This is a genomic window from Streptomyces sp. NPDC052301 (assembly GCF_044593395.1).
Lineage (GTDB): Bacteria > Actinomycetota > Actinomycetes > Streptomycetales > Streptomycetaceae > Streptomyces.
Map to the genome: position 1 here is coordinate 729,377 of NZ_JBIUBE010000001.1, position 14,963 is coordinate 744,339.

Sequence of the window (14,963 nt, forward strand, 5' to 3'; positions counted from 1 at the left end):
ACTGTCCCGGCCTTTGCCGCGATCATCATCGGGGATCCGGGGCCCGCCCCACAAACCCGTCGGCGCAGACCCGGGCATCCGGGACACCGCACCGGTCCGCATAGGGTGGACGACCATGACGTGGCTGATCACCGGCGGGGCCGGATACATCGGGGCGCATGTGGCACGGGCCATGGCCGGCGCCGGGGAGAGCGTGGTGGCGCTGGACGACCTGTCGGCCGGGGTGCCCGGGCGGCTTCCGGCACAGGTACCGCTGGTCCGGGGCTCGGCGCTGGACGGGGCGCTGCTGAGACGGGTCTGCGCGGAGCACGGCGTGACGGGCGTCGTCCACCTCGCGGCGCGCAAGCAGGTCGCCGAGTCCGTGGCGCAGCCCACCCGCTACTACCGGGAGAACGTCGGCGGGCTCGCCACGCTCCTGGACGCGATGGCCGCGGCGGGCGTGCGCCGGCTGGTGTTCTCCTCGTCGGCGGCCGTGTACGGCAACCCGGACGTGGACCTGATCACCGAGGACACCCCGTGCGCGCCGGTGAACCCCTACGGCGAGACCAAGCTGGCCGGGGAGTGGCTGGTGCGGGCGGCCGGAAAGGCACACGGGATCTCCACGGTGTGCCTGCGCTACTTCAACGTGGCGGGCGCCGCGGCGCCGGAGCTCGCGGACACCGGCGTGTTCAACATCGTGCCGATGGTCTTCGACCGGCTCACCCGTGACGAGGCCCCGCGGATCTTCGGCGCCGACTATCCGACGCCGGACGGCACCTGCGTCCGGGACTACATCCACGTGGCCGATCTCGCCGAGGCCCACCTCGCGGCGGCGCGGCGGCTCGCCGGCGGGGACCTCACCGGCGACCTGACACTGAACATCGGCCGGGGCGAGGGCGTCTCGGTGCGCGAGCTGATCTCCGTCATCGGGGAGGTCACCGGGGACCGCCGGGCGCCGGTGGTGGAGGGGCGCCGCCCTGGGGACGCGCCGCGGGCGGTCGCCTCGGCCGAGCAGGCCGCGCGGGCGCTGGACTGGCGGGCCCGGCGCGACGTGCGCGAGATGGTCGCCTCCGCCTGGCAGGGCTGGCAGCTGCACCACGCCCGGTGACCCCGCACCGCCCTGACCAGCGAATCGTTTGCGCAGGTCAGGGCAGATGACAACGGTGTTCAGTGCCGCGTTGCCCCATACCCCCCGCCCGTAGTTCACTGGGGCTTCCGAAGGCACTGGGAAGGCGGTTCGCCATGGGGGCAGGGCACGACCACGGGCATGCGCACAGCCACGCCCCGCCCACCGGTACGGCCGCGGCCGCCTACCGGGGCCGGCTGCGCGTCGCCCTGGGCATCACGCTCACGATCATGGTCTCCGAGATCGTCGGCGGTCTGCTCGCGGACTCACTGGCGCTGATCGCGGACGCGGCCCACATGGCGACCGACGCGGTGGGCCTCGGCATGGCGCTGCTCGCCATCCACTTCGCGAACCGGCCGCCGAGCGCCAACCGCACGTTCGGCTACGCCCGCGCCGAGATCCTGGCCGCGCTGGCCAACTGTGTGCTGCTGCTCGGGGTCGGCGGATACGTCCTGTACGAGGCGGTCCAGCGGTTCATGACGCCCGCGGAGACCCGGGGCGGCCTGATGATCGTCTTCGGTCTGATCGGCCTGGTCGGCAACTCGGTCTCGCTGACCCTGCTGATGCGCGGGCAGAAGGAGAGCCTGAACGTGCGCGGCGCCTTCCTGGAGGTGGCCGCGGACGCGCTGGGCTCGGTCGCGGTGCTGCTCTCCGCCGCGGTGATCCTGACCACCGGCTGGCAGGCCGCCGACCCGGTCGCCTCGCTGGTCATCGGCCTCATGATCGTGCCGAGGACGCTGAAGCTGCTGCGCGAGACGCTGGACGTGCTGCTGGAGGCGGCCCCCAAGAACGTCGACATGGCGGAGGTACGGGCGCACATCCTGGCGCTGGACGGCGTGGAGGACGTCCACGACCTGCACGCCTGGACGATCACCTCCGGCATGCCCGTGCTGTCGGCGCACGTGGTGGTCAGCTCGGAGGTGCTGAACGCCATCGGCCACGAGAAGATGCTGCACGAGCTGCAGGGCTGTCTGGGCGACCACTTCGACGTCGAGCACTGCACGTTCCAGCTGGAGCCGGGCGGACACGCGGAGCACGAGGCGCGGCTGTGCCACTGACGGCCGCGCGGCTGCCGGCCGCGCACCTGTCGACCGCACCCCTGTAGGCCCGGACAGCTGTTCGACACCCGCCCTGGACGATTCCGTGATCCACCGGCCGGGCACGATGATCTACCGGGTCCGACTTCCGGTGCCGCGCCGCGCGCGGACGTGCCGGGAAGTGCCGGGAGTGCCGGATTCGTACGGCAGACTTGGGGTGCGAAGACCGAGGCGAAGGATGGGTATGCCGATCACACCTGCCACCGCGACGCACAGCTCGTCGGAGGGCACCGCAGAGGCGATTTTGCTGGAACTGGTCGACGAGAAGGGTGTGACGATCGGCACGGCGGAGAAGCTCGCCGCCCACCAGCCGCCGGGACAGCTGCACCGCGCGTTCTCGGTGTTCCTCTTCGACGAGCAGGGCCGGCTGCTGCTCCAGCAGCGCGCGCTCGGCAAATACCACTCCCCCGGCGTCTGGTCCAACACCTGCTGCGGTCACCCGTACCCCGGCGAGGCGCCGTTCGCGGCGGCGGCCCGGCGGACGTACGAGGAGCTGGGTGTGTCGCCGTCGCTGCTGGCCGAGGCGGGGACCGTCCGCTACAACCACCCGGACCCTGCCTCGGGCCTGGTGGAGCAGGAGTACAACCACCTGTTCGTCGGCCTGGTGCAGGCGCCGCTCGCGCCGGACGACCACGAGGTCGCCTCGACCGCGTTCGTGACGGCGGCCGAGCTGGCGCAGCGGCACGCGCGGGACCCGTTCTCGGCCTGGTTCATGACCGTGCTGGACGCGGCCCGTCCGGCGATCAGGGAGCTGGCGGGCCCGTCCGCGGGCTGGTGAGCGGCGCTACGGCAGCGGCGCGGGCTTGAGCGGCAGGGCGGCCCAGATCACCTTGCCGCCGCTCGCGGTGTGCTCCACGTCGACCACCCCGCCCGCCTCCCGCGCCACCTCGCGGACCAGCAGCAGGCCCCGGCCGCCGGTCCGGCCGTGGTCGGCCTCCAGGGCGGTCGGGCGGTAGGGGTGGTTGTCCTCCACGGACACCCGCACCCACTCGGCTCCGACGGCGACCTCCACGGCCAGCATCGGCGACAGCAGCGCCGCGTGCCGGACCGCGTTGGTGACCAGTTCGGAGACGATCAGCAGCAGGCCGTGCACCAGGTCCTCGGAGACCGGCACGCCCTGGCGCAGCAGCAGGTCCCGTACGGCATGCCGGGCCTGCGGCACCGATGAGTCCACGGCGGCGGCGGTGAACCGCCAGACGCCCTCGTAGGGCAGGGGGCCGGGCGGCCGCTCGGCGCCCCCCGCCGGGCGCGGGCCGTCCCCGCGCCCGTGGTTGTCCATCGTCCAGTCGCCACCCTCGCGCTCGATTGTCACCACACGTCGAGTGTTGGTAACGATGCGCTGTGGGCCGGACACCTGAACGCAAGTCAGCCGGTTTCGAGCGGTTCATGACCGAGTGCGTATGACACGGTCACATGAAGGACCGTTCCTGTCCTTGCGGACGCCGCATCCCGAACTATTCGGGTTGTACGCGTTCGGAGTGCCGCTTCCCGGACCTGGCCGTCGCCGCCTCCCGATACCGCCCGTTCTGTCGACTTCTTCATTTTCGTCCCCACCGGGCGGGGTGTCGTAACGCACAGCGGCGGTCCGCGCGCAGGTGGATAGCATCCACGCATGGACCCGCAGCTGTCGCACCAGGTCACCGGCTCCGTCGCCACCGTCGTCATCCGCCACCCCGCCAAGCGCAACGCCATGACGGCCGCGATGTGGCGGGCGCTGCCGCCGCTGCTGACGGAGCTGGCGGCCGATCCGCGGGTGCGGGCGCTGGTGCTGACCGGGGAGGGCGGGACGTTCTGCGCGGGCGCGGACATCTCCACGCTGCAGGGGTCGCCGCAGGAGGCGCAAGGGCTCGCGATGGCGGCCGAGGAGGCCCTTGCCGCGTTCCCCAAGCCGACGCTGGCCGCCGTGCGCGGGCACTGCGTGGGCGGCGGGGCGCAGCTCGCGGCGGCCTGCGATCTGCGGCTGGCGGAGGAGAGCGCGCTGTTCGGGGTGACACCGGCGCGGCTCGGCATCGTCTACCCGGCCTCCTCCACCCGCCGGCTGGTGTCCCTGGTCGGCCCGGCCGCCGCCAAGTACCTGCTGTTCACCGCCGAGTTGATCGACGCCCGGCGGGCGCTGCGCACCGGACTGGTGGACGAGGTACTCCCGGAGGGTGAACTGGACCGGCGGGTCGCCGAGTTGACCGGCGTCCTGGTGGCCCGCTCGCAGCTCACCCAGGCCGCGGCGAAAGAGTTCGCGGACGGCCGGACGGACCGGGACGCCCACTGGGCGGAGCAGGCGCGCGGCAGCGGCGACACCGCGGAGGGCGTCGCCGCGTTCCTGGAGCGCAGGCAGCCGCACTTCACCTGGAACGTGTCCGCGTCCGCGTCGCACGTGTCTACGTCAGGCTGAACCGGCTGCCCGCACGGAGCTCCTCGACGAGGTGTGCGGGCGCCTTCCGCGGGGAGCCGGCGTCGTACGGCGGCTGCGGGTCGTACTCGGTCAACAGCTGGACGGCCTGGGCGTGTTCGTCGCCGGCGAGCCGGCCGGACAGGGTGAGGGCCATGTCGATGCCCGCGGAGACCCCGGCCGCGGTGACGTACTTGCCGTCGGTCACGACCCGCTCGTCGGCCGGCTCCGCGCCGAACGTCCCCAGCAGGTCCAGGGCGGTCCAGTGGCTGGTCGCCCGTCGGCCCCGGAGCAGTCCCGCGGCGGCCAGCAGCAGCGAGCCCGAGCAGACGGAGGTCGTCCAGGTGCTCGCCGCGTCGGCCGCGCGCAGCCACTCCAGCAGGGCCGGGTTTTCCAGCTGCGCCCGGGTACCGGGTCCTCCCGACACGACGACGACGTCGGGCTCCGGCACCTCGTGCAGGGCCCGGTCCGCCGAGAGCGCGAGGAAGCCGGTGTCGGCCCGGACGGTCCCGGCCCGCTCGGCGACGAAGTCCAGGCGCACGCCGGGGAGCCGGCTGAGGATCTCGTAGGGGCCGACGGCGTCCAGCGCGGTGAAACGGTCGTAGACCACCAGGGCGATGTGCATGGGGGTTCCTCTCCGGGTTCAGCCGGCGGGGGCCGGGTGGAAGCGGGTGCGGTAGTCCCTGGGGGGCGTGCCCAGGGACTTCAGGAAGGCTCGGCGCATGGCCTCGGGGGTGCCGTAGCCGCTGGCGCGGGAGATCTCCTCGATGCCGCCGGTGGTCTCCTCCAGCAGCCGGCGGGCGTGTTCGAGGCGGACCCGGTCCACGTAGCGGCCGGGGGTCGTGCCCGTCTCCGCACGGAAGGCGCGCGCGAAGTGGCGCGGTGACAGCCGGGCCCGGGCGGCGAGCGACTCGACCGTGAGGTCACCGGCCGGGTGCTCGGTGATCCACCGCTGGACCTCCCTGAGGGGCTCGCGCCGCGCGGTCTGCGCGGCGAGCTGCGCGCTGAACTGCGCCTGGTTGCCCGGCCGGCGCAGGAACACCACCAGCCGCCGTGCCACGGCCAGCGCCACCTCCCGGTCCAGGTCCTCCTCCACGAGGGCGAGAGCCAGGTCGATCCCGGAGGTCACACCGGCCGAGGTGGACACGCGCCCGTCGCGGACGTAGATCGGCTCCGGTTCCACGGTGACGTCCGGGTGGTCGCGGGCGAGCTTGTCGCAGTAGGCCCAGTGGGTCGTCGCCCGGCGGCCGTCGAGCAGCCCCGCCGCGGCCAGCAGGATCGCGCCGGTGCACACGGAGACCAGCCGCCGCGGCCGCGGGCCGTGGTCCCGCAGCCACTGCGTCAGCCGCGGATCGGGACGGCGCGTGCCCGCACCGCCGGGGACCAGCAGGGTGTCCGGCACCCGGGAACGGGCGAGGGCCTCGTCCGGTACGAGGATCAGGCCGCCGGAGGTGCGGACGGGCCCGCCGTCGAGGGACGCCGTACGGATCCGGTACGTGCCGGGCGCGTGCGTCTCGGCGCCGGAGAACACTTCGAGCGGACCGGTGACGTCGAGGCTCTGCACTCCGTCGAAGAGGAGGAACAGCAGGGTTCGCTGCGGCATGTCCCCGATTCTTCGACGGCTCCGGCACGGCCGCAACGACGAGTTTCCCACCTTTCCTGCCACACCGGTGCATGGGCCGTGCCCGCCGAGGTACCCGGCTGCGGACAGCGAGATCCTTCAGGAAGGGAGCCGTTCCCGTGTTCCGTGCCATCGCAGACGTGCTGCGGCAGATCGGCGGAGCCGTCGCCACGGTCGTCACGCTGCCGTTCCGGGCGCTCGCCCGGCTGTTCGGCGGAGCCTCGTCCACCGCGCGCGGCAGCCGGGCCTGACCCGAGGGCCCGGCGCCCCGCCGGGGTGCCGCCCTGATCCCCGGACGCCGGTGTCACCTGCCACAATTGCCGCGCAACCTCAGTGGAGAAGGCGGTACGGGATCGTGACGACACCCGGGTCCATCGAAGCAGGATCCATCGAAGGCAGGATCGCCGAGGAACTCGGCGTACGGGAGCGGCAGGTGAAGGCCGCGGTGGAGCTGCTGGACGGCGGTTCGACGGTGCCCTTCATCGCCCGCTACCGCAAGGAAGCGACCGAGATGCTCGACGACGCGCAGCTGCGCACGATCGAGGAGCGGCTGCGCTACCTGCGGGAGCTGGAGGAGCGGCGCGCCGCGATCCTGGAGTCGGTGCGCGAGCAGGGCAAGCTCACCGAGCAGCTCGAGGCGCAGATCCGGGGCGCCGAGACCAAGGCGCGCCTGGAGGACATCTACCTCCCCTACAAGCCCAAGCGGCGCACCAAGGCGCAGATCGCCCGCGAGGCGGGCCTGGAGCCGCTGGCCGACGGCCTGCTGGGCGACCCGACGGTCGAGCCGCAGGCCGCCGCCGCCGCGTTCGTGGACGCCGACAAGGGCGTCGCCGACCCGCAGGCCGCGCTGGAGGGCGCCCGGGCGATCCTCACCGAACGGTTCTCGGAGGACGCCGACCTGATCGGCGAGCTGCGCGAGCGCATGTGGGTGCGCGGGCGGCTGGCCGCGAAGGTGCGCGACGGCAAGGAGGAGGCCGGCGCCAAGTTCGCCGACTACTTCGACTTCGCCGAGCCGTTCACGGAGCTGCCCTCGCACCGCGTCCTGGCGATGCTCCGCGGCGAGAAGGAGGAGGTCCTGGACCTCGTCCTGGAGCCGGAGGAGCCCGCCGAGTCCTCATCGGTCCCGTCGTCGTACGAGGGCATCGTCGCCGCGCGGTTCGGGATCGCCGACCGGGGCCGCCCCGCCGACAAGTGGCTGAAGGACACGGTCCGCTGGGCCTGGCGCACCCGCATCCTCGTCCACCTCGGCATCGACCTGCGGCTGCGGCTGCGCACGGCCGCCGAGGACGAGGCGGTGAACGTGTTCGCCGCGAACCTGCGCGACCTGCTGCTGGCCGCCCCGGCCGGCACGCGCGCGACGCTGGGCCTGGACCCCGGCTTCCGTACGGGCGTGAAGGTCGCCGTGGTCGACGCCACCGGCAAGGTCGTCGCCACCGATGTGATCTACCCGCACGTCCCGGCCAACAAGTGGGACGAGGCGATCGCCAGGCTGGCGCGGCTCGCCAAGGAGCACACGGTCGACCTCGTCGCGATCGGCAACGGCACGGCGTCCCGCGAGACGGACAAGCTCGCCGCCGAACTCATCGCCAAGCACCCCGAGTTGAAGCTCACCAAGGTGGTGGTGTCCGAGGCGGGCGCGTCGGTGTACTCGGCTTCGGAGTACGCCTCGCGCGAGCTGCCCGACATGGACGTGTCGCTGCGCGGCGCGGTCTCCATCGCCCGGCGCCTGCAGGACCCGCTGGCCGAGCTGGTGAAGATCGACCCGAAGTCGATCGGCGTCGGCCAGTACCAGCACGACCTGTCCGAGGTGAAGCTTTCCCGCTCGCTGGACGCGGTGGTGGAGGACTGTGTGAACGGCGTCGGCGTGGACGTCAACACGGCGTCCGTGCCGCTGCTCTCGCGGGTGTCCGGCATCTCCTCCGGCCTGGCCGAGAACATCGTGGCGCACCGGGACGCCAACGGCCCCTTCATGTCCCGCTCGGCGCTGAAGAAGGTGGCCCGGCTCGGCCCGAAGGCGTACGAGCAGTGCGCGGGCTTCCTGCGCATCCGCGGCGGCGACGACCCGCTGGACGCCTCCAGCGTCCACCCCGAGGCCTACCCGGTGGTGCGCCGCATGGTGAAGACCGCCGGTCAGGAGGTGGCCTCCCTCATCGGCAACACGGGCGTGCTGCGCTCGCTGCGGCCCGCCGACTTCGTGGACGACACCTTCGGCCTGCCGACGGTGACGGACATCCTCAAGGAGCTGGAGAAGCCGGGCCGCGACCCGCGACCCGCCTTCCGGACCGCCACCTTCAAGGAGGGCGTGGAGAAGATCTCCGACCTGTCCGCCGGGATGATCCTGGAGGGCGTGGTGACGAACGTGGCCGCCTTCGGCGCGTTCGTGGACGTCGGTGTCCACCAGGACGGGCTGGTGCACGTGTCGGCCATGTCGAAGACGTTCGTGAAGGACCCGCGCGATGTCGCGAAGCCCGGGGACATCGTCAAGGTCAAGGTCCTGGACGTCGACATCCCGCGCAAGCGGATCGCGCTGACGCTGCGGCTGGACGACGAAGCCGCCCCGCAGGAGCAGGGCGGTGGCCGGCAGCAGCGGGGCGGCGGCGCCCGGCCGCCCCAGCAGCGACAGGGGCAGGGCCGGCAGCGGCAGGGCCGCGGTGGTGACCGCGGCGGCCGCCAGGCCCCGCCGCCGGCCAACAGCGCGATGGCGGACGCCCTGCGCCGGGCGGGGCTGGTGGACCCGAAGAAGCGGTGACCGGGCGGGGCCGGTGGCGTACGGCCCCGGCCCCGTGCCGTGGTGCGGCGGCGTCCTGGAGCGGGCACGCGTCCCGCCGTGGCCGGGTGCGCCCAGGGCCTGTGCGACCATGCGCTCGTCGCCCGAACGCGCGTGGCCGGACGGGCCCTAGCGCTCCGTCACCTTGCCGTCCGTCACGTCCAGGCGCCGGGTCACGCGGACCGCGTCCAGCATCCTGCGGTCGTGGGTGACCAGGAGCAGCGTGCCCTCGTAGGCGTCCAGGGCCGACTCCAGCTGTTCGATGGCGGGCAGGTCAAGGTGGTTCGTCGGCTCGTCCAGGACGAGGAGGTTGACGCCCCGGCCCTGGAGCAGTGCCAGCGCGGCGCGGGTGCGTTCACCCGGGGACAGACTGGCCGCCGGGCGCAGCACATGAGCGGACTTCAGGCCGAACTTGGCGAGCAGCGTGCGCACCTCGGCCGGTTCGGTCTCGGGAACGGCCGCGCAGAAGGCGTCGAGCAGGTTCTCGGGGCCGTGGAACAGCTTGCGGGCCTGGTCGACCTCGCCGACGAGGACGCCCGAGCCGAGGGCCGCGTGCCCGGAGTCGAGCGGGACCCGGCCGAGCAGCGCACCGAGCAGGGTCGACTTGCCGGCGCCGTTGGCCCCGGTGACCGCCACCCGGTCCGCCCAGTCGATCTGCAGGGACACCGGGCCGAAGGTGAAGTCGCCGCGCCGGATCCCGGCGTCCCGCAGCGTGGCCACCACCGCGCCCGAGCGCGGGGCGGAGGCGATCTCCATGCGCAGCTCCCACTCCTTGCGCGGCTCCTCGACCACCTCCAGCCGCTCGATCATGCGCTGCGTCTGCCGGGCCTTGGCGGCCTGCTTCTCGCTGGCCTCGCTGCGGAACTTGCGGCCGATCTTGTCGTTGTCGCCGCCCGCCTTGCGCCGGGCGTTCTTCACGCCCTTGTCCATCCAGGCCCGCTGCATCTGCGCGCGCTCCTGGAGGGCGGACTTCTTGTCGGCGTACTCCTCGTAGTCGTCGCGGGCGTGCCGCCGGGCGACCTCCCGTTCCTCCAGGTAGGCCGCGTAACCGCCGCCGTAGAGGTTGATCTGCCGCTGTGCCAGGTCGAGTTCGAGGACCTTGGTGACCGTGCGGGTGAGGAACTCGCGGTCGTGGCTGACGACGACCGTGCCCGCGCGCAGGCCGGTGACGAAGCGTTCCAGACGCTCCAGGCCGTCGAGGTCGAGGTCGTTGGTGGGCTCGTCCAGCAGGAAGACGTCGTAGCGGGACAGCAGGAGGGAGGCGAGTGAGGCACGGGCCGCCTGGCCGCCGGAGAGGGCGGTCATCGGGTGGTCCGGGCCGACGGTCAGGCCGAGGGACTCGGCGACCTCCGCGGCGCGCTCCTCCAGGTCGGCTCCGCCGAGGTCGAGCCAGCGCTCCAGGGCGGTCGCGTAGGCGTCGTCCGCGCCGGGCGCGCCGTCGACCAGGGCCTGGGTGGCCTCGTCCATCGTGCGCTGGGCCTCGGCGACTCCGGTGCGCCGGGCCAGGAACTCCCGGACGGTCTCCCCCGGCCTGCGCTCCGGCTCCTGCGGCAGATGGCCGACGGTCGCGGCCGGCGGGGACAGCCGCAGTTCGCCCTGCTCGGGCGGGACGAGTCCGGCGAGCATCCGCAGCAGGGTGGATTTGCCCGCGCCGTTGGCACCGACCAGACCGATCACGTCTCCGGGGGCGACGACGAGGTCGAGCCCGGCGAAGAGGGAGCGGTCGCCGTGCCCGGCGGCGAGGTTCTTGGCGACGAGGGTGGCAGTCATCAGGCGCCGATCCTAATGCGCCGGGCGCCGGCGGCTCAGCCCGCCTTCCCCCGGGTCACCGGCGCCGCGAGCACGCCTCCCGACGTCCGTGCGACGAGGTAGGCCTCCCCCTTGACCGCCTTCGGCTCCAGGGCGATGCGATGCCGGCCGGGTTCCAGCAGGCCGTCGTACACCTCCCGGGTGCGGGTGCGGTACAGCCGGTCGAGACGGTACGCGGTGATCCGCACCCGGCACGGCGAGGTCACCTCGACGTCCGCGGCGGTGCCGGCGGCGGACAGCGCGGTCAGTCGGCGCCCCGGGAGCGGGCTGCGGTCCAGGGCGTGCTCGATCTGGGCGACGAGCAGCGGCACGATCGGGGCGAGTCCGTCCACCGGGGCGACCTCCGTCCCGGCGCGCTCGAAGGCCTCGAGCACGGCGGCACGTTCCGCCGCACCGACCGCGCGGCCGAAGGCGACGGCGCCGTAGCCGCGCAGTTCCCCGGCGGAGACGTCCCGGGCGTCCTGGGTGATGTCGGCGCCGATGCCGATGGTGCGCAGCGCGGCGGCCAGCCGGGCGAGGACGGCGACGCGGGCGCCGATCAGCAGGACCCGGCGGCGGGGCGGGGAGGATCGCTCGAGAAGGGCGTCGAGCGCCGCGCGGTACTGGGGGCCGTGGAAGCGGAACGGTCCCAGTCCGTGGTAGCCGTTGAGCTCCAGGTCGGCGTGCGCGTCCGTCTGCCAGGCGAAGTCCCGCCAGATGTAGTCCTCGTCGTCGCGCTCGATGACGGCGGTGACCGCTCCGCAGGCCAGGTCCTCGCACTCGGGGCAGCCGTAGATCACGAACCGGCCGTCCGGGAGCGGCGGTTCGGCCTCCAGCAGCAGCGCCCGCACCTGCGCGGTGAAGATGGCGGGCGGCACGTCCGAGGCGAGCGGGGAGACGGCGTCCAGGTCGGACAGCCGGAACAGCAGCGGGCGGCCGTCCACGAGGAAGTCCACGAAGTCCCGGTGGACCTGGTAGCCGCCGTCGGCGAGGACACCGCCGGCGCGCGTCGCCGGTGCCAGGCCGAAGGTCGCGTATGCGGCAGACATGGTGTGAGTATCCCCACATGGGGGCCGCTGTGAGCGCGGCATGTCACATTCGTCCGGGAGGGGCCTATCGTCCTGGCGTGGACAGCGATCCGAGTGACGAAGTGATCGTGGTCGGGGCCGGGATCGCCGGGCTGACGACGGCCGTCGTGCTGGCCGAGTCCGGGCGGCGGGTGCGGGTGTGGGCGCGCGAACCCGCCGGCCGTACGACCTCGGCGGTCGCCGGCGGGCTGTGGTGGCCGTACCGCATCGAGCCGGAGCCGCGGGTGGGTGCGTGGGCGCTGGAGACCCTCGCCGTGTACCAGGGGCTGGCGGACCGGCCGCAGGAGACGGGGGTACGCCTGGTCGAGGGCGTACACCGGGGCGCCCGGCTGGACGGGCTGGGCGCGTGGGCGGCCCGGGTGCCGGGGCTGCGTGCGGTGTCCGGCGGCCTGGCGGCGCGGCTGCCCGTGCTCGACATGCCGGCGCATCTGGCGTGGCTGCGCGAGCGGCTGGCGAAGGCGGGCGGGACGGTGGAGATCCGTGAGGTGACCGACCTGGCCGCTGTGCCCGCCGCGGTCGTGGTCAACTGCACGGGGCTCGGGGCCCGTTCGCTGGTGCCGGACCCTGCGGTACGTCCGGTGCGCGGGCAGCTGGTCGTCGTGGAGAACCCGGGGATCACGACCTGGTTCACGGCCGCCGGCCACTCCTGCGACACCTCGACGTACGTCATCCCGCAGCCGGGCGGACTGCTGCTGGGCGGTACGGCGGAGGACGACGCCTGGTCCCTGGAGCCGGATCCGGACACCGCCGCGGCGATCGTCGCGCGGTGCGTGGCGGTGCGGCCGGAGATCGCCGGCGCGCGGGTGCTCGCCCACCGGGTCGGGCTGCGCCCGGCCCGGGACGCGGTACGACTGGAACGGCAGCCCCTGAGCGGCGGCCGCGCCCTGGTCCACGACTACGGCCACGGTGGAGCCGGGATCACCGTGGCGTGGGGGTGCGCGCGCGAGGCGGCCGGGCTGGCGTTCCCGGCCGCCTGAAACCTCGGTGCGGCGGTGGGGGCTACCCCGGGATGTGTTCGGCCGTGCGCGGTGCGCCAACGCCGTTCAGGGCCTTCGACGACGCAGCCGCTCCCGCGGTGCCGGCCGTGGCCCGGGCGAACGCCGCCGCGCCGCCGACCAGCGGGAGCCTGGCCGCCGTACCCGAAAGGGACACCGTCAGCGCCGGCGTGGTGGACGGCGGGTCGATGAGGTCCTTGTCCGTGCCGGCGACGATCAGGGCCAGCCGGTGCCCCCGGGGGACGACGTGGTCGGTGGCCGCGAGACGCAGCGTCATCGTGTACGCCGTGCCCGGGGTGAGCGGGACGCCCTTGCCGAGGGAGGCGTGGTGGCCGAGGTCGGCCCAGCCGCGGCTGAAGACGGTGTAGTCCACCTGGGCCGTCTTCGCCTTCGTCGCCTTGAAGCAGGAGCTGTCCCCGGCCGTGCTCGCGCCCCAGCAGGTGCGGTTGTCGAGGGTGGTGATGCCCTCGGCCTCGTCCGCGTAGTCCCGGATGGTGGCGGGGCCGAGGTCGACCAGGACCGCGGACAGGTGGGCCGAGGTGGTGCTCGGCGTCGCCGTCACCGTCACGGTGGACGAGCCGGACAGGCGCAGGTCGTGGGTGAGCGGCGCGGTGAGGAAGCCGGCCTTCTCCGGGGTGGACGTGGTCAGGTGGGCCGCCCAGTCGGTCTCGCCGCGCTCGGGGTCGTCGGTGAAGGTCTCGGTGCCGGTGGCCGCACGGAGCCCCAGCGTGCCGACGCCGGCCCGGGTGCCGGAGGCCGGGTGCAGGGTGGTGGTGCGGGTGCCGGCGGGCGGCCAGACCCGGGAGGTGACCCACTGGCCGGGGTGGCGTTCGATGTCGGCCATCGGTTCGCGGTCGATGCCGTTGTCATAGCCGAGGAGTTCGTGGTCGAACCAGCGGTGCAGGGTGTCGACCCAGGCGCCGCGCCGGTAGTCGAAGGGGTCGACGTGGCCGGTCTGGGACAGCCAGATCTTGCGTTCGACGCCGTGCGCCGCGAGGGCGTCCCACCACTGGCCGAAGTGCTTGGTGCGGACGTTGAGGTCCTGCATGCCGTGCACCAGGAACACGCTGGCGCGCACCTTGCCCGCGTCCTTGACGTAGTCCCGCTCGGTCCACAGTCCGGTCCAGTCGCCGTTGCGCGGGCTGCCGTCGGCGAGTTCTCGCTGCACGGCCGCGCAGTGGGCCTGGGCCGCGTCGCTCTGGACGTAGCGGGCCAGTTCGACCGGGCCGCCCTGGTACAGCGGGGCGCCCTGGGCGAAGTAGTAGTCGTACCAGGAGGAGATGCCGCTGATCGGGACGATCGTCCTCAGGCCCTTGACGCCGGTGGCGGCGACGCCGTTGGCCACGGTGGCGTCCCAGCTCTTGCCGATCATGCCGGTGCGGCCGTTCGTCCAGGTGGCCCTGACCGTCTGGGAGCCGGTCCGGGTGGTGTACGCCCTGGCGCGGCCGTTCAGCCAGTCGACGACGGCCTTCGCGGACCGGATGTCGGAGCGGCCGCCGACGTCCACGCAGCCGTCGGAGCGGCTGGTGCCGGTGAGGTCGACGCCGACGAAGGCGTAGCCGCGGGGCACGAAGTAGTTGTCGTAGAACAGCGGCATCCGGACGACGTGGCCGCTCGCGTCGTACGTCTTGACCTGGTTCTCGTTGCCGCGCCCGCAGCAGGAGTAGTACGGGCTGGCGTCCATGACGACCGGCACCTTGCGGCCCTGCCGGGCCGGTTCGGCGGGCCGCACGATGTCGGCGGCGACCCGGTCGGTCCTCCCGTCGCCGTCCTCGTCGAGGCCGGTGTCCACCCAGACCGCCTCGCGGACGGCGTGCGCGTACGAGTAGACGGGCCGGCTCTCGCGGGGGGACCCGCTCCGGTCGGGGACGGCCCCGGCGGCGACCGGGGTGAGGAAGGCGGCCGTCAGGATGGCGACGACCCCGGTGGCGAGCGTTCTCCAGATCGTGAAGCGCGTTCTCATCGGCATGCGCGGACGGTACTCCGGTCAACTGCCCGGCATAAGAGGGCTTTGCGGCGCCCAGCGTGTCGCGTGACGGCCGAATGGCGATCGTGTGACAGCAGTGGCCATGGACAGGTCAGGGGCCACAGGGACTGAATAGGCTCCGAACACACC

At 73.4% G+C, this 14,963-nt stretch carries 13 protein-coding genes; 7 read left to right on the top strand and 6 right to left on the bottom strand.

Annotated features, from left to right (window positions below):
- The first annotated feature begins 115 nt into the window (after positions 1–115).
- From galE to idi, 3 genes are all read left to right on the top strand, one after another.
- Positions 116–1,087, top strand: a complete 972-nt coding sequence (galE, locus tag ACIHEJ_RS03090) for a UDP-glucose 4-epimerase GalE (RefSeq protein WP_400131554.1) — start codon at positions 116–118, stop codon at positions 1,085–1,087.
- A gap of 134 nt (positions 1,088–1,221) precedes the next feature.
- Positions 1,222–2,163 (top strand): cation diffusion facilitator family transporter, encoded by a 942-nt coding sequence (locus ACIHEJ_RS03095; protein WP_400131556.1) that lies wholly within the window; start codon positions 1,222–1,224, stop codon positions 2,161–2,163.
- A 223-nt stretch (positions 2,164–2,386) separates the two neighbouring features.
- On the top strand, positions 2,387–2,980 hold the full coding sequence (idi, locus tag ACIHEJ_RS03100; RefSeq protein WP_400131558.1) for an isopentenyl-diphosphate Delta-isomerase: 594 nt from the start codon (positions 2,387–2,389) through the stop codon (positions 2,978–2,980).
- Positions 2,981–2,986: 6 nt separating this feature from the next.
- Here the strand turns inward: idi and ACIHEJ_RS03105 are convergent, their stop codons facing one another.
- Entirely contained in the window at positions 2,987–3,481 is a 495-nt protein-coding gene (locus ACIHEJ_RS03105) for an ATP-binding protein (protein ID WP_400131815.1), read from the bottom strand.
- Between the two features lie 333 nt (positions 3,482–3,814).
- On the opposite strand from ACIHEJ_RS03105, the gene ACIHEJ_RS03110 reads away from it, so the two are divergent.
- Entirely contained in the window at positions 3,815–4,591 is a 777-nt protein-coding gene (locus ACIHEJ_RS03110) for an enoyl-CoA hydratase/isomerase family protein (RefSeq protein WP_400131560.1), read from the top strand.
- Here the strand turns inward: ACIHEJ_RS03110 and ACIHEJ_RS03115 are convergent.
- Together ACIHEJ_RS03115 and ACIHEJ_RS03120 are read right to left on the bottom strand one after the other, a co-directional pair.
- Positions 4,578–5,213: a DJ-1/PfpI family protein gene (locus tag ACIHEJ_RS03115; protein WP_400131562.1), complete on the bottom strand. Its 636-nt coding sequence runs from the start codon at positions 5,211–5,213 to the stop codon at positions 4,578–4,580. The genes ACIHEJ_RS03110 and ACIHEJ_RS03115 overlap by 14 nt on opposite strands.
- A gap of 18 nt (positions 5,214–5,231) precedes the next feature.
- The gene (locus ACIHEJ_RS03120; protein WP_400131564.1) at positions 5,232–6,191 is read right to left on the bottom strand and encodes a GlxA family transcriptional regulator; all 960 of its coding nucleotides are present in this window, start codon (positions 6,189–6,191) and stop codon (positions 5,232–5,234) included.
- A gap of 137 nt (positions 6,192–6,328) precedes the next feature.
- Here ACIHEJ_RS03120 and ACIHEJ_RS03125 point away from each other — a divergent pair, with 137 nt between their 5' ends.
- Positions 6,329–6,460 (top strand): LPFR motif small protein, encoded by a 132-nt coding sequence (locus ACIHEJ_RS03125; protein ID WP_366016335.1) that lies wholly within the window; start codon positions 6,329–6,331, stop codon positions 6,458–6,460.
- A 104-nt stretch (positions 6,461–6,564) separates the two neighbouring features.
- Positions 6,565–8,958 (top strand): Tex family protein, encoded by a 2,394-nt coding sequence (locus ACIHEJ_RS03130; RefSeq protein WP_400131567.1) that lies wholly within the window; start codon positions 6,565–6,567, stop codon positions 8,956–8,958.
- A 147-nt stretch (positions 8,959–9,105) separates the two neighbouring features.
- On the opposite strand, the gene ACIHEJ_RS03135 is transcribed toward ACIHEJ_RS03130, so the two are convergent.
- On the bottom strand, positions 9,106–10,746 hold the full coding sequence (locus ACIHEJ_RS03135; RefSeq protein WP_400131569.1) for an ABC-F family ATP-binding cassette domain-containing protein: 1,641 nt from the start codon (positions 10,744–10,746) through the stop codon (positions 9,106–9,108).
- A 35-nt stretch (positions 10,747–10,781) separates the two neighbouring features.
- On the bottom strand, positions 10,782–11,813 hold the full coding sequence (locus tag ACIHEJ_RS03140; protein WP_400131571.1) for an oxidoreductase: 1,032 nt from the start codon (positions 11,811–11,813) through the stop codon (positions 10,782–10,784).
- Between the two features lie 101 nt (positions 11,814–11,914).
- Here ACIHEJ_RS03140 and ACIHEJ_RS03145 point away from each other — a divergent pair, with 101 nt between their 5' ends.
- Positions 11,915–12,829: an FAD-dependent oxidoreductase gene (locus ACIHEJ_RS03145; RefSeq protein WP_400131816.1), complete on the top strand. Its 915-nt coding sequence runs from the start codon at positions 11,915–11,917 to the stop codon at positions 12,827–12,829.
- 22 nt (positions 12,830–12,851) lie between these two features.
- On the opposite strand, the gene ACIHEJ_RS03150 is transcribed toward ACIHEJ_RS03145, so the two are convergent.
- Complete coding sequence (locus ACIHEJ_RS03150; protein ID WP_400131573.1) at positions 12,852–14,816, bottom strand: Xaa-Pro dipeptidyl-peptidase; 1,965 nt, start codon at positions 14,814–14,816, stop codon at positions 12,852–12,854.
- Positions 14,817–14,963 lie beyond the last annotated feature (147 nt).

Bases quoted from the DNA above. Each gene is read 5' to 3' on its own strand.
- galE (WP_400131554.1), top strand. From the start codon at position 116: ATGACGTGGCTGATCACCGGCGGGGCCGGATACATCGGGGCGCATGTG.
- ACIHEJ_RS03095 (WP_400131556.1), top strand. From the start codon at position 1,222: ATGGGGGCAGGGCACGACCACGGGCATGCGCACAGCCACGCCCCGCCC.
- idi (WP_400131558.1), top strand. From the start codon at position 2,387: ATGCCGATCACACCTGCCACCGCGACGCACAGCTCGTCGGAGGGCACC.
- ACIHEJ_RS03105 (WP_400131815.1), bottom strand. From the start codon at position 3,481: ATGGACAACCACGGGCGCGGGGACGGCCCGCGCCCGGCGGGGGGCGCC.
- ACIHEJ_RS03110 (WP_400131560.1), top strand. From the start codon at position 3,815: ATGGACCCGCAGCTGTCGCACCAGGTCACCGGCTCCGTCGCCACCGTC.
- ACIHEJ_RS03115 (WP_400131562.1), bottom strand. From the start codon at position 5,213: ATGCACATCGCCCTGGTGGTCTACGACCGTTTCACCGCGCTGGACGCC.
- ACIHEJ_RS03120 (WP_400131564.1), bottom strand. From the start codon at position 6,191: ATGCCGCAGCGAACCCTGCTGTTCCTCCTCTTCGACGGAGTGCAGAGC.
- ACIHEJ_RS03135 (WP_400131569.1), bottom strand. From the start codon at position 10,746: ATGACTGCCACCCTCGTCGCCAAGAACCTCGCCGCCGGGCACGGCGAC.
- ACIHEJ_RS03140 (WP_400131571.1), bottom strand. From the start codon at position 11,813: ATGTCTGCCGCATACGCGACCTTCGGCCTGGCACCGGCGACGCGCGCC.
- ACIHEJ_RS03150 (WP_400131573.1), bottom strand. From the start codon at position 14,816: ATGCCGATGAGAACGCGCTTCACGATCTGGAGAACGCTCGCCACCGGG.